The organism is Pseudomonas gorinensis (assembly GCF_042015035.1).
GTDB classification, from domain to species: domain Bacteria; phylum Pseudomonadota; class Gammaproteobacteria; order Pseudomonadales; family Pseudomonadaceae; genus Aquipseudomonas; species Aquipseudomonas gorinensis.
Window position 1 is genome coordinate 6,736,547 of record NZ_CP167125.1, and the last position, 14,309, is coordinate 6,750,855.

Below are 14,309 nucleotides of genomic sequence, written 5' to 3' on the forward strand. Positions count from 1 at the left end.
TACTCCAAAACCGCGCTCAGCGATAAACCGGGAAATCAGCGCACAGGGCAGACACGTGCTTGGCCACGTTGGCCTCGACGTCGGCATCGCCGAGGTTGTCGAGGATGTCGCAGATCCAGCCGGCCAGCTCGATGCACTGCGGCACTTTGAAACCGCGCGTGGTCACCGCCGGGGTGCCGATGCGCAGGCCCGAGGTCACGAACGGCGACTGCGGGTCGTTCGGTACGGCGTTCTTGTTGACGGTGATGTGGGCGCGACCAAGGGCGGCGTCCGCCTCTTTGCCGGTGAGGCCCTGACGGATCAGGCTGACCAGGAACAGGTGGTTATCGGTGCCGCCGGACACTACATCGTAGCCGCGTTTGATAAACACGCTGGCCATGGCCTGGGCATTGTCGATCACTTGTTGCTGGTAGGCCTTGAAGCCTGGCTCCTGGGCTTCCTTGAAGCACACCGCCTTGCCGGCGATCACATGCATCAGCGGGCCACCCTGGGCGCCGGGGAATACGGCAGCGTTGAGTTTCTTCTCGATTTCTTCGTTGGCCTTGGCCAGGATCAAACCACCACGGGGACCGCGCAGGGTCTTGTGGGTGGTGGTGGTGACCACATCGGCGTACGGCAGCGGGTTCGGGTACAGGCCAGCGGCGACCAGGCCAGCAACGTGGGCCATGTCGACGAACAGCAGCGCCCCGACCTTGTCGGCGATCGCGCGAAAACGTGGGAAATCCAGGGTCTTGGAGTAGGCGGAGAAACCGGCCACTACCATCTTCGGTTTGTGTTCTACGGCCAGGCGCTCGACTTCGTCGTAGTCGATCAGGCCGGTGTCGGTGTTGATGCCGTACTGCACGGCGTTGTACAGCTTGCCCGAGGACGACACTTTGGCGCCGTGGGTCAGGTGGCCGCCGTGGGCCAGGCTCATGCCGAGGATGGTGTCGCCGGCGTTCAGCAGCGCCAGGTAAACCGCACTGTTGGCGGAGGAGCCGGAGTGCGGCTGTACGTTGGCGTAATCGGCGCCGAACAGCTGCTTGGCGCGCTCGATGGCCAGGGCCTCGACCTTGTCCACGTGCTCGCAACCACCGTAGTAGCGCTTGCCTGGGTAGCCTTCGGCGTATTTGTTGGTGAGGCCGCTGCCCTGGGCTTCCATGACGCGCTTGCTGGTGTAGTTCTCCGACGCGATCAGCTCGATATGATCTTCCTGACGTTGCTCCTCGGCATTCATCGCCGCCAGCAGTGCATCGTCATAACCCTGGATCTGGTCTTTCTTGCTGAACATCGCGTCTCTCCCAGCCTTTCGTATTGTTGAGGCCCGTGCACGGTGGCATAGCCCTTTGATGCGATGGTAGGGCTGGCGCAGGCAGGTCAAATGCCTACGGACGCCACGCAAAGGTGCGTTTACGACATTGCCTGCAAATGACCCTGGCCCCTGTAGGAGCGAGCTTGCTCGCGAAAAACCTGAGGGCGCGGTATTCATTCAGGCAATCCGCATAATCGTTGACGTTTTTCGCGAGCAAGCTCGCTCCTACAGGAGGTCAGGCGATGATCTTGCGGACGAGTAGCAGCAGCAGGAAATGCAGGGGATAGAGGGAATAGGCCCAGCGGCGCATGGCTGGCGGCGAGGCGCTGCGGGCATGTCGCAACAGGACCAATCCCGCCAACGGCGCAATCAGGCACGCCGCCAACCCCATCAGCGCCACCGGCGTGCCGCTATCGAGCAGGATCTGCCATTGGTTGGCGGCCACGCACACCAGGCCCGGCAACAGGCTGAAATACCAAGGCCTGCGAAACACCAACAGCATCGCCAGTGGCAGCAACACACCAAAGAAACCGAACATTAACTGCGTCGAAAATACCGCGGCTATCGTGACAGCGATCAGCGCCAATCCTCGATCAGCCAGCGCCTTCTGCTGCCATCCTCGGGCAACCAGCAACCCCAAGGCCAGGGTCGGCAGCACATTCAACGTATCGGCATCGTCGATAAACATCCGGTACGGCACTTCGCTGATCACACTGAACAGCAACAACCAACCCAGGTAGCGCCACTGGCCGGTCACGGGGGCGTTCCTGACCCGATGCAGATTCGCCGCAATCGCCAGGCAAAACCACGGGAACGCCAGGCGTCCTGGTACATACAGGCCATCCAGGCTCAGGCCGACGTAGCGCAGGTGATCGAGCACCATGCACAGCAGCGCCAGCCACTTGAGCAAATCCAAAGCGCCATCACGGACACGTCCGACAGCCATCGTTTCAGTACCGTGCATAATTCCCCAGTGACTTTGCATTTACAGTGCGTGCGCACGCCCGACAATCTTGGTTAAAGTGCGCACCAACATCGACCACAGGAATGGGCCATGACCGACAAGAGCCAGCAATTCGCCAGCGACAACTATTCCGGCATCTGCCCGGAAGCCTGGGCCGCCATGGAACAAGCCAACCACGGCCACCAGCGCGCCTATGGCGACGATGAATGGACCCACCGCGCCGCCGACGGTTTCCGTAACCTGTTCGAAACCGACTGCGAAGTATTCTTCGCCTTCAACGGCACCGCCGCCAACTCCCTGGCGCTGTCTTCGCTGTGCCAGAGCTACCATAGCGTGATTTGCTCGGAAACCGCCCACGTCGAAACCGACGAGTGCGGCGCACCGGAGTTTTTCTCCAACGGCTCGAAACTGCTCACTGCCCGCACTGAAAACGGCAAGCTGACCCCGGAATCGATCCGCGAGATCGCCCTCAAGCGCCAGGACATCCATTACCCCAAACCGCGCGTAGTGACCCTGACCCAGGCGACGGAAGTCGGCAGCGTCTACACCCCGGAAGAAATCCGCGCCATCAGCGCCACCTGTAAGGAACTCGGCCTGAACCTGCACATGGACGGCGCGCGCTTTTCCAACGCCTGTGCGTTTCTCGGCTGCTCACCCGCCGACCTGACCTGGAAAGCCGGGGTGGACGTGTTGTGCTTCGGCGGCACCAAGAACGGCATGGCCGTGGGTGAAGCCATCCTGTTCTTCAACCACAAGCTGGCCGAAGACTTCGACTACCGCTGCAAACAGGCCGGCCAACTGGCCTCGAAGATGCGCTTCCTCTCCGCCCCCTGGGTGGGCCTGCTGGAAAACGACGCCTGGCTCAAACACGCACGCCACGCCAACCACTGCGCGCAGTTGCTCAGCAGCCTGGTGGCGGATATTCCCGGCGTGGAGTTGATGTTCCCGGTGCAGGCCAACGGCGTGTTCCTGCAACTGTCGGAACCGGCGATTGCAGCGTTGACGGCCAAGGGCTGGCGCTTCTACACCTTTATCGGCAAAGGCGGCGCACGGTTCATGTGTGCGTGGGATACCGAAGAAGAACGCGTGCGCGAACTGGCGGCGGATATTCGCGAAGTCATGGGTGCCTGAAACGACGGCCGCGCAAGCCCGCGTCGCAGCCTCATGACCTGCGACGCGCAGCTGGAGCCACTTGCGCGCCTATCGCTCCCGCACCTCACTCACACACCTATGCTCACAAGGCTTTGGGCTGAAGCGCTTGCCATTCATCAATGGGGCCGCGGTTGGTGAGCAAGGTCCCACCGTTGAAGTGCACCGCCAGTTTATTTACGGCGTTCAAGGCCGTCGTTACCGCCCCTTCCGCCCAGCCCCCCGTCCAGGAAACATCGTCCCCGGCGAGAATGAACCCATCGGGTTGCCCACTCGACACACCGTTCATGAACTGGGAAAACAGCAAGCGCTGGTACTCGTATTGTCCCGGCAGGTTCATTTTGAACGCGCACAGGAAAAACGGCTGCTCTTCCCAGTTGATCTCGACAAAGGGATTGGTCATGCCGAACTCAGCCGCCAGGTTCAACTGATGAGGGGCGTACACGCTATCCAGCAAGCTTGTGCATAACTGCACATGAGACGGCAGCGGCGCACTGCGATCACCCAGGAATTTGAGGCTGTCGTCATTCCAGGTGTAAGACAAAAACATGCCACTGCCTCTGTGAGGCCCTTCGCTGCGGCCGTAGTCCAGCAGGTAGGTGCCACGGGTGATTCGGTCCGACAACGTCACGCTCATCTTGTGCTGCAAATCCACGCCCACGTCGGTCCAGAACGGTCGTTTGGTTTGCGCGAAGATTTTTGCCGACTGCATGTAATGGGTGTACATCACCGCTTCCCATTCCTTGGGGGATAACAGGTCATTCATCTGATTGAAGCGGGCAGCGCCGTCCATATAACGGAATTTATCGAGGATCCGCTTTTGAGGGGTGTAGACCACGGCAGGAAAGGTGTATTGGCGCTCGCCTGCCAGATGATGATCAAACACCCACACGTCGAATTTGCCATCCGGCCGCCGCAGGATCTGCCGCACTTCCTGCTTCAAAGGCTGAGCGATGACCTGGGTGGTCAGGCCTCGGACGGTGGTACCCGCAGGCCAATGAACCATAGCGTCGCCAAAAGTCTCCGGGGCACGCGTCCAAAGTCGGTTTGGCAGCTCACTGGAGCCGTCGTACATCAGCTTGTGGTTGGTATCCAGCCCGGTATACAGCACCCGTAACACCTCCAGGAAGCAGTTCGGGTAATCGGTGTTCCAACCGCCTGTGCCGAAGCCGATCTGGCCGAACAGATCGATATCTTCGCGGCTCCAACCCGCCTGCTCGACCATCGCAGCAAAAAAACTGAGGTTGTCCCAACCCGCATCAAGGATCGCGTTCCACAGGGCTTTGATCTTGGCTTGATCCAGGCTGCCCTCGGACATTGCCGTTTCCATCTCAGTGAACTTGATCGGGTTCTGCTCAAGAAACACGTTGAATAACTTATCCTCGATCTCAGCGTAATCAGGCGGCAGGTTATCGCGTTCGTAATAGACCTGTTGCTGCTGATAGTCGACGACCGTACTGGGGGTAAACGCCGACCCCGGATTGGGAAAATCGGTCGAGCGGGCCGTCATGCCAACTTTGTTGAAATAGTGCATCAACGCCTTGCCTGAAACAGGAAAGCGCATGGCACCCAGCTCGCAGATGACACTGTTATCCGGATCTTGCGGATTACCTGCCACATGGGAATACAGTCGCCCACCGATGCGATCACTGGCCTCTACCACCACCGGGTGCAACCCCATGCGCATGACTTCATAGGCCGTCACCAGGCCGGCGACCCCGCCCCCGACGATCAATACCTGGCTGCCATACGCCAGGTGGGATACCCGCGCCAGCGGCGTGCCCTGACTGGCGGCCGTCTCAAGAAACCGGGCGTAATGAAAAGGAAAGTCTGGAATCAGTGCAGTGACATCGTTGGCAAGCAAGCGCGCTGCACCTTTACTGCGAGAGGGAATAGCAGACATGGTCATCATCCTTGGCATGAAATGAGGACGTCCACCTACTGCTTCAATGCGAAGGGCGAATACGACGGCTGAGATGCTCAGCGTAGTTAGTTGTAGGAAATGTCTCTATATCACTTGGGAATAAAAAACTGATGCGTCATACAAGCCTTGTGTCAGCAGGCTTCAGGCAATCAGTTCAGAAATTCGTGAAGTGATTATTTGCGAATAGCGATTCAATTGTCTTTTTAGTTACAAGACTCTTCGTAGCCTCACTTAATAAAAACAGACCGTGATGCCTATGAACGCGCCCTCCAACCGATCGGCTGCCCCGCCCTCCGCCACGCTGAAAATCGAAACCCGTTCCATTGACTACGTGCCGCGCAATGAGCGCCACGGCAAGGTCTGGCATCAGGCGCCGTTCTGGTTCACCGGTAACTTCGTACTGACCACCCTGGTCACCGGGTTTACCGGCGCCGCCTTGGGGCTGAGCCTGGTGTACGCGATCCTGGCGATAGTCATCGGCGTGTGCCTGGGCACGTTTGCCATGGCGTTCCATGCCAACCAGGGGCCGCGCATGGGGTTGCCGCAGATGATCCAGTCGCGGGCACAGTTCGGCCTGCGCGGGGCCATCGTGCCCTTTATCGCCGTGGTGTTCGTGTACATCGGCTTTAACGTGTTCAACGTGATCCTGGCGACCGACGCCATCAATACCGTGCTGCCCGGCAACCGTGCACCGTGGTACGCCTTGATGATCATCCTGGCAGTGGTGATCGCCGTGATCGGCCACGACCTCCTGCACACTGTGCAACGCTGGCTGACCTACGTGATGATCAGCGTGTTCGCGGTCCTCACGGTCGCCGCCGTGATGTACCTGCAGGCCGACACCGCGGTGGTCGACGCACATTTTTCCTGGTCGGCCTTTCTGATCCAGCTTTCAGCCGCCGCGGGTTACCAGATCAGCTACGCCGTCTACGTCTCGGATTACTCGCGCTACCTGCCGCATAACACGCCGTCGCGCAGCGTCATCTTCTGGACCTACCTGGGGGCCGCCGGCTCGGCGCTGTGGCTGATGTCGCTGGGGGCCTTCCTCGCCTCGGCGCTGCCCTCGCCCGACGCCATCGGCAGCGTACAGGCCGTGGGCAACCAACTGCTTCCGGGGTTTGGCACCTTTACCGTGTTGATCGCAGTACCCGCGCTGGTCGGCATCATGGCGGTCAACTGCTACGGCGCGATGCTCACCGGGATCAGTGCCATTGACGGTTTTGTACCGATCAAGCCGCGGATCAGGAGCCGCATCGTTGGGATCAGCCTGGTGGCCGTGGTGATTTTTGTGATTGCCCTGAGTATCCCCGAGAGCTACCTGAACAGCTTCAACACCTTCGTCCTCTTGATGCTGTATTTCCTGGTGCCCTGGACAGCCGTCAACCTCGCAGATTTCTATGCCATACGAAAAGGGCACTACGCAATCAGCGACATTTTCAACCCGGCCGGTATCTATGGGCGCTGGTCGAGCGCCGGGCTCATTGCCTATTTCCTCGGCCTGGCGGCAATGATTCCGTTTATGTCGCTGGGTTTTTATCAAGGACCGATCAGCGTGATGCTGGGCGGCGCCGATGTTGCGTTCGTCGTCGGCCTGGCGGTCTCGGCAATGGTCTACTGCATGATGAGCCGCCACCTCGACCACGCCGCCGAAGCGCGGGCCGTGCAAGCCAGTGAGCGAGCGTTGGAAGGAGACCTGTCGTGACCCTGCTACGCGTGGTTTGTCATCAACTGGCGCCGCGTATCGGCGATACCCACTACAACCGGACGCTGACCGAGCGCTCGATTCGCGCAGCGGCCAGCCTTAATGCGCAGGTGATCGTCCTGCCTGAGCTGGTTCAGAGCGGCTACATGTTCACGGACCTGGAGGAAGCCCACGAGGCCTCCGAGACACGCGACGGTCCGACCCTGAGCCTGTGGAAAAGCCTCGCGCAAGCGCTGGGGATCATCATCGTCGCAGGCTTCTGCGAGCGCCTGAGCGCGGGACGCGTAGCCAACAGTGCCGCGCTGGTCGAACCCAGCGGGCGGTTGACGGTGTATCGCAAGGCGCACCTGTGGGACCGCGAAAAACTGATCTTCACCGCCGGTGATGCGCCGCCTCCGGTGGTCGACACCGCCGTCGGGCGGATCGGCATGATGATCTGCTACGACCTGGAACTGCCGGAGTGGGTACGCCTGGCAGCACTGGCGGAAGCCGACCTGCTCTGCGCCCCGGTGAACTGGCCGGACGGCCCGCGCCCCGTGGGTGAACGGCCGGCAGAGATCGTGCGGGTCCAGGCCAATGCGGCGGTCAACCGCATGTTCATCGCTGCGTGCGACCGTTATGGCGAAGAACGTGGCGTCAATTGGGTAGGCGGTTCGGTCATCGTCGACGCCGATGGCTACCCGCTGGCCGGAGCAGCCTCCCAGCCGATGGAACAACAATGGGTGGCCGACCTGCCACTGGCACAGGCCAGGAACAAGTCAATCAGCGACCACAACCATGTTCATCGGGATCGTCGGCCGGGGCTGTACTGAGCCTCAGAACTCGATGCGCACATCGCCCTTCGGCACACTGCAGCACGACAGGATGTAGCCTTCAGCTTCGTCCTCCTCGGTGATCCCGCCGTTGTGGTCCATCTCGACCTCGCCACCCAGCTTCAGCACCTTGCATGTGCCGCAGATCCCCATGCCGCAGGCTTTCGGGATCAACAGGCCCAGCTTGGCGGCCGCCGCATGCACGGTTTCACCCGGGGCCACGCGAATGCTCTTGCCCGAGGCAATGAATTCCACTTGGTGCAGGTCTGCCAGATCGATTTCCGGCGCATCGGCGGCTTGTTCGGCCTGCTCCACGGCATCCGCCCGCGCTTCCGGCGGCGTAGCGCCAAAGGACTCCTCGTGATACCGCGCCATGTCGAAACCGGCCACTTCCAGCAGGCGCTTCACCGCGTTCATATACGGCGTAGGCCCGCAGCAGAACACTTCGCGCTCCAGGAAGTCCGGCACCATCAGTTCCAGCATCTTGTGGTTCAGATAACCGCGATAACCCGCCCAAGGCTCACCCAACCCGTGTTTCTCGCAGATCAGGTGCAGGCTGAAGTTATCGATCCGCGACGCCATATGCTCCAGCTCGCGGTGGTAGATGATGTCTTTGGGCGAGCGGGCGCTGTGGATAAACGTCATGTCGACGTTGGCGTTGGTGTCGTAGAACCAGCGGGCCATGGACATCACCGGGGTAATCCCCACGCCGCCACTGAGGTACAGCACTTTCGGGCTGGGGAAGTCGATGGCATTGAACAGCCCGACCGGCCCGTGCACCGCCAGCTCCTGGCCCTCATGCAGGGTGTCGTGCAGCCAATTGGAGACCTTGCCGCCCGGCACGCGCTTGATGGTCACCGAGAAGCTGTAGGGCACCGACGGCGAACTGGAAATGGTGTAGGAGCGCATGATCGGCTGGCCGTCGATTTCCAGCTCCAGGGTGACGAACTGCCCCGGCTTGAAAAAGAACAGGATCGGCTGGTCGGCCATGAAGCAGAAGGTGCGCACGTCCCAGGTTTCCTGGATGACTTTGACGCAACGGACAATGTGCCGACCATTGGCCCAGGTCTGGGTGGTTACCGGATTCAGGAAATTATTGGACATGTTGTTCTCCACCGCCGAGGTCGGCCTTATGGTGGCGATTCTGCGTAACGCGAGAACCGCCCACTTACCTATCTGCGACATTCACATACTTATCGCGACCAGCCCCCATACCACGGGGCTTGCGCGTCGGGATCAGAGTGGGCCATGTCGCTCATGGATAAGGTTCGCCGCATCAGCAGCCCCACACTCGCTCCCAACAACGACGCTTTCTTTACGCCTTGCTGCACACCTGATCAGCCACTATTCGCCGGCCACACAGAATGGCCATGAGGACACACACGATGGACGTCACCGCAACCTTAAGCTTGGGCGATCCGCTGGAACCCGCACGCAAGGCCACCGCGCAGATGCTGCAAGAGCGCGAGCGCACGTTTTCGCTGCCACAGCCGTTCTACTCTGATGACCGGCTGTTTGATATCGACATGCAGGAGATCTTCCAGAAAGAGTGGTTGATCGCCGGCATGACCTGCGAGATCCCCACCAAGGGCAACTACCTGACCCTGCAAGTGGGCAAGAACCCGATCATCGTGATCCGTGGCGCCGAAGGCGTGGTGCACGCGTTCCACAACGTCTGCCGCCACCGCGGTTCGCGCCTGTGCACCAGCGACAAGGGCAAGGTGGCCAAGCTGGTCTGCCACTACCACCAATGGACCTACGAACTGGACGGGCGCCTGCTGTTCGCCGGCACCGAGATGGGCGCCGACTTCGACATGAAGCAGTACGGCTTGAAGCCGGTGAACGTGAAGACCGCCGGCGGTTATATCTTTATCAGCCTGGCCGAGAACCCGCCGGCCATCGATGATTTCCTGTCGACCCTGAACCACTACATGGAACCCTACGACATGGAGAACACCAAGGTGGCGGTGCAAACCACCTTGATGGAAAAGGCCAACTGGAAACTGGTGCTGGAAAACAACCGCGAGTGCTACCACTGCAACGCGTCGCACCCGGAACTGCTGAAAACCCTGCTGGAGTGGGACGACGTCACCGACCCGCGCGCCGACCAGGCCTTCAAGGACCACGTGGCCGCCTCCGCCGCTGCCTGGGACGCCGAGAAGATCCCTTACGCCCACGCCAGCTTCGGCCTGCGCAACCGTATCGTGCGCATGCCACTGCTCAAGGGCACCGTGTCCATGACCATGGACGGCAAGCAGGGCTGCGCAAAGCTGATGGGCCGCATCAAGAACCCGGACCTGGGCTCGATGCGCATCCTGCACCTGCCGCACTCGTGGAACCACTGCATGGGCGATCACATCATCGTGTTCACCGTGTGGCCGATCAGCGCCCAGGAAACCATGGTCACCACCAAGTGGCTGGTGCACAAGGACGCCGTGGAAGGCGTGGACTACGACGTGGAACGCATGCGCCAGGTGTGGGACGCCACCAACGACCAGGACCGTCGCCTGGCCGAGGAGAACCAGCGCGGTATCAACTCCAGCGCCTACCAGCCGGGCCCGTACTCCAAGACCTATGAGTTCGGCGTGGTGAACTTTGTGGATTGGTACAGCGAGCGCATGTTGAGCAACCTGGGCGCGGCGCCGGCGCCTTACCTCAAGGGCGTGGCTGCACACGAATAACCGATACCCACCGCTCAAAAATGTGGAAGGGGGATTGCCCCCCTCCCACACTTGAACCTCACACTGCTTAATATTTGATCAAATCTCTCGCAGACCACTGCCAGCCTGCCCTCCAGCCTTTGCCCAACAACTTATCCACAAAGCCACCCACAGCAATTGTGGGCAACTGCGCTCACCCCGCAAAATAAACCGAAGAAAATCCGTGACTTATTCAGATCACCGGGTTTCGCCGCCCATTGATCACTTTTCGACCAACACCCTGAAAGGCCCGTCGCCTATGGCCTGTAGCTGAACGCAAACACCTTATCCACAGAACCGCCAACAGACTTTGGGGGCAACTTCACGCCTTCTGTGGAAAACTGCTGCAAGACGCGATAAATAGGGGCTTACAGCCTTTTACAGGCGCAAAAACACACAATCGATCAATATTTAACCAAGACTGGCAAAGCCACGTATTACCTGGCCCGTAGCCGATAGCGAACATCTTATCCACAGAACCGCCAACAGACTTTGGGGGCAAGTCGACCGCAGGCAGCGGCCTTATCCACACTAAAATCCCCGTAAAAACCGTCACTTAGGGTGATCACTTTTCATACAGCGCGCTACAGGCGTGACTTTACGTGGCCTGTGGACAACCGCGAACACCTTATCCACAGCCACGTGCACAGCCATTGTGGGTAACCACCGTTTATCCGCCAGTTGTACAAAAAACACTCTGTTTAAAACTTCATCTACACTCACCCTTGCAGTTACGTCCATTGGCCTGGGTTAGTGCTGAAGTCCTTGGCGGGTTAGAGGGAGGTTGAACAGTGATGTGGCAGGGGCCTCCCAGCCATCACTGCGCTAAAGGTTTTACGCTGATTGAATTGCTACTGACGCTGGCCTTGCTGGCCACGCTGTCGACAGTGGCTTATCCGCTGACGGCGTTGATGGGTAAACGCGATCGAGAACTGGACTTGCAACGGTCGTTGCGGGAAATACGCCGCGCGATTGATTCCTACAAAGAGGCCGCCGACGACGGCCGTATTCAAAAAAGTATCGGCGACAGCGGCTATCCACCCACCTTGCAAACCTTGGTCGAGGGGGTCACCGACCAGACCGACCTCAAAGGCAAGAAACTCTTCTTCCTGCGCCGCATTCCCCGCGACCCCATCTGCGAGTGTCCCGAACTGTCGCCTGCCCAAACCTGGCAACTGCGCAGCTACCAGAGCAGCGCCGATAACCCACAAGAGGGGAAAGATGTCTTTGACGTTTCATCCCGCAGCACACGGGAGAGTTTGAATGGAACGTTATACAGCCAGTGGTAATCGGGGTTTTACCCTGATTGAACTGCTGGTGGTCATGGCCATTATCGCCACCCTCATGACCCTGGTGACCCCCCAGTACTTTCGCCAGCACGCCAAGGCCCAGGAAACCGTGCTGCGCCATAACCTGTCTTCCATCCGCCAGGCGCTCGACCAATACCGCGAAGACCACGGTGCCAATCCCGAGTCCCTGCAAGCCCTGGTGGACCGCCGCTACCTGCGCGAAATCCCCCTCGACCCGCTGACCGGCAAGCGCGATACCTGGCAATTGCAACCTTCCGACGAACAAGGCCTGGGCGATGTGCGCAGTGGCGCCCCCGGCAATGCGAATGACGGGAGTGCCTATGCGGATTGGTAAACAGCGTCAACACGGTTCGGTGTTCATGGGCATGTTGGTGACGGTAGCGGTGGTGGCCGTGATGTTGATGGAAGTGGGCACGCTCACGGCCAGCGTGTTGCAGCGTGAGCGCGAGCTGGAGCTGCTGGCGCGGGGGAATGAAATCCGCCGCGCGATCGGCCTGTATTACAGCGCCGGCCACACCTTTCCGAAATCCCTCAATGACCTGGTGCTCGACCGCCGCCAACCAACCGTCAAGCGCTACCTGCGCCGGGTCTATGCCGACCCGCTGAGCGGCAGCACCGAATGGGGCGTGGTGGCGGGGCCGGGCGAAACCATCATGGGGGTGTTCAGCAAGGCCAAGGGCACGCCGTTCAAACAAGGCAATTTTTCAGTCAAGGATCAGAGTTTTACAGGGCAAGGTAGTTATCAAGGGTGGGTGTTTCTGTACGGTCCTGGACGGAGTAACCCCGCAACCCGCACCACTCCCATGGGAGATCAGACGACCCGATGATGCCAATGCACTCACACAACTGATCGTTCCAGCAGTTCGGAACTTGTTTATCTGAATTGAAGGTGGATTCGAACATGAATAACTACGCGAAAAGACTTTGCACATGGACATTGGCGGCGCTGTGTCTGGCGCCGGCCTTGAGTTGGGCACATGGCGCGGTGGATCAGCCCATATCACGCCAGGTCTACTGCAGAACGCTCCCGGATTTCTGGTCGGGCAACCCCAGCGATGCCGGTTGCGCTGCCTTAGCCAAGAAAAGTGGTCAGTATCCAGGCCAGCAGTGGAACGAAGTGGCGCATTTGATCAAGGAGCCCGGTTATAACGATCCGGAAACGGTTAAAAGAGAAGTGCCAGACGGCACGCTTTGCGCGGCGGCAGATATAAAAAAAGACGGCCTGAACATTGTGTCAGATGATTGGTATCGGACCGACGTCGTTCCCTCCAATGGCATGATCGACGTTCGCATCATCGGTACGGCGCCGCACGTTCCCAGCTTTGCGAAAGTGTTCCTGACAAGACCTGGTTTTGACCCGACCCGATCACCGTTGACCTGGAATGACTTGGTCCTTATTCACACCGAACAACTGCCCACGGCCCAAACCAACTGGGGCAGCAATCCTCCTGCGCTACCTTCCTCCGGGTATTTCAAGTTCCCGGTACCTATCCCCTCGGGGCAAATAGGCAAAGCGACCCTGTTCGTTCAGTGGCAGCGTATCGATCCGGCAGGCGAGGGTTTCTATAACTGCAGCGATATCAACATTGCAGGGGGTGGAGTCCCGGCACCATGGGTGGATCTGGGTCAATTCATCGATGCTGTCATGAACGAGCTCAAAGCCGGTGATTCCGTGCACTTCCGTATCCTGGACAACACACCGCAAGCCAAAGAAGTCGTAGACATTACCCTCCCCATTACCCCAAGCAACCTGGACCCCAAAATATGGGGCCGGCAGTTGGCGGACCAAATCAATCCAAGCATCGCCAAAGTTGGGGAAAAACAGGGTAGTAACATCGTGTTCAACCCAACTGATCCGAGCGTCAACTCTGTGTTCACAACGGCCAAGGGTTACTCCAAGGCGATGGCCATTATCCCGGGCGGCGAAAAGCCGATCGATCCACGCGCACCTGAAGCCGTGATCGACTCCCACGCGCCCGTTAAATCAGGTGACACGTTCACCATGAACGGCAGAAACTCCAAGTTTTACAACAACGGTCCAATCCGGTGGCAGTGGGACAACGACTTCCTCGGCGGTAACTTTCATGAATCGACAGCCACGTTCACTGCGCCAACGGTGGATAAAACCACCACCGTCAATATCAGCCTGACGGTATATGACGGCAGCAACTATAAAAATGACCGAGCAACGACTACGGTTACGGTCAACCCCGGCAGCGGTGGAGGGGAATACCCTGCGTATGTGCCGGGGACCAATTACAAGGCCGGAGACAAGGTGTCCCATAATGGCAGCAACTATGAATGCAAACCTTGGCCGGCAACCGGTTGGTGCTCACTTCCAGCGTATGAACCGGGGCACGCAAATGGCAATTGGGTAAACGCTTGGGACAAGCTATAACCATTAAGCCGCCTACTTGATACATTCAGCGCCGCATACCTTATGCGGCGTTTTTATAGG

The 14,309-nt window shown here is 59.3% G+C and carries 12 protein-coding genes; 8 read left to right on the plus strand and 4 right to left on the minus strand.

Annotation, left to right across the window (positions count from 1 at the left end; all coding sequences use genetic code 11):
* Nucleotides 1–16: 16 nt before the first annotated feature.
* Nucleotides 17–1,270 carry a serine hydroxymethyltransferase gene (gene glyA, locus AB7933_RS30880; RefSeq protein WP_024077784.1) on the minus strand — a complete coding sequence of 418 codons (1,254 nt, stop codon included), beginning with the start codon at nt 1,268–1,270 and terminating at the stop codon, nt 17–19.
* A gap of 256 nt (nt 1,271–1,526) precedes the next feature.
* Entirely contained in the window at nt 1,527–2,255 is a 729-nt protein-coding gene (locus AB7933_RS30885; protein ID WP_041161037.1) for a TraX family protein, read from the minus strand.
* Nucleotides 2,256–2,345: 90 nt separating this feature from the next.
* On the opposite strand from AB7933_RS30885, the gene AB7933_RS30890 reads away from it, so the two are divergent.
* Nucleotides 2,346–3,386 carry a threonine aldolase family protein gene (locus AB7933_RS30890; protein WP_003176549.1) on the plus strand — a complete coding sequence of 347 codons (1,041 nt, stop codon included), beginning with the start codon at nt 2,346–2,348 and terminating at the stop codon, nt 3,384–3,386.
* Between the two features lie 103 nt (nt 3,387–3,489).
* Here the strand turns inward: AB7933_RS30890 and AB7933_RS30895 are convergent, their stop codons facing one another.
* The gene (locus tag AB7933_RS30895) at nt 3,490–5,307 is read right to left on the minus strand and encodes a flavin monoamine oxidase family protein (RefSeq protein WP_024077786.1); all 1,818 of its coding nucleotides are present in this window, start codon (nt 5,305–5,307) and stop codon (nt 3,490–3,492) included.
* Between the two features lie 277 nt (nt 5,308–5,584).
* On the opposite strand from AB7933_RS30895, the gene AB7933_RS30900 reads away from it, so the two are divergent.
* Together AB7933_RS30900 and AB7933_RS30905 are read left to right on the plus strand one after the other, a co-directional pair.
* Nucleotides 5,585–7,030, plus strand: coding sequence for a purine-cytosine permease family protein (locus AB7933_RS30900; protein ID WP_041161038.1), 1,446 nt, complete (start codon nt 5,585–5,587; stop codon nt 7,028–7,030).
* The gene (locus AB7933_RS30905; protein ID WP_024077788.1) at nt 7,027–7,842 is read left to right on the plus strand and encodes a nitrilase-related carbon-nitrogen hydrolase; all 816 of its coding nucleotides are present in this window, start codon (nt 7,027–7,029) and stop codon (nt 7,840–7,842) included. Before AB7933_RS30900 ends, AB7933_RS30905 begins: the two co-directional genes overlap by 4 nt.
* 3 nt (nt 7,843–7,845) lie before the next feature.
* Here the strand turns inward: AB7933_RS30905 and gbcB are convergent, their stop codons facing one another.
* The gene (gene gbcB / locus AB7933_RS30910) at nt 7,846–8,946 is read right to left on the minus strand and encodes a glycine-betaine demethylase subunit GbcB (RefSeq protein ID WP_024077789.1); all 1,101 of its coding nucleotides are present in this window, start codon (nt 8,944–8,946) and stop codon (nt 7,846–7,848) included.
* 281 nt (nt 8,947–9,227) lie between these two features.
* On the opposite strand from gbcB, the gene gbcA reads away from it, so the two are divergent.
* The 5 genes from gbcA (at nt 9,228) to AB7933_RS30935 (ending at nt 14,249) form a co-directional block, all read left to right on the plus strand.
* The gene (gbcA, locus tag AB7933_RS30915) at nt 9,228–10,523 is read left to right on the plus strand and encodes a glycine-betaine demethylase subunit GbcA (protein WP_024077790.1); all 1,296 of its coding nucleotides are present in this window, start codon (nt 9,228–9,230) and stop codon (nt 10,521–10,523) included.
* Between the two features lie 812 nt (nt 10,524–11,335).
* Nucleotides 11,336–11,830, plus strand: a complete 495-nt coding sequence (locus AB7933_RS30920; protein ID WP_024077791.1) for a type II secretion system protein — start codon at nt 11,336–11,338, stop codon at nt 11,828–11,830.
* On the plus strand, nt 11,805–12,185 hold the full coding sequence (locus tag AB7933_RS30925) for a type II secretion system protein (RefSeq protein ID WP_024077792.1): 381 nt from the start codon (nt 11,805–11,807) through the stop codon (nt 12,183–12,185). The genes AB7933_RS30920 and AB7933_RS30925 overlap by 26 nt, the downstream gene beginning before the upstream one ends.
* Complete coding sequence (locus tag AB7933_RS30930) at nt 12,172–12,678, plus strand: hypothetical protein (RefSeq protein WP_024077793.1); 507 nt, start codon at nt 12,172–12,174, stop codon at nt 12,676–12,678. The genes AB7933_RS30925 and AB7933_RS30930 overlap by 14 nt, the downstream gene beginning before the upstream one ends.
* 74 nt (nt 12,679–12,752) lie before the next feature.
* Nucleotides 12,753–14,249 (plus strand): lytic polysaccharide monooxygenase, encoded by a 1,497-nt coding sequence (locus AB7933_RS30935; RefSeq protein WP_024077794.1) that lies wholly within the window; start codon nt 12,753–12,755, stop codon nt 14,247–14,249.
* The last annotated feature ends 60 nt before the right edge of the window (nt 14,250–14,309 follow it).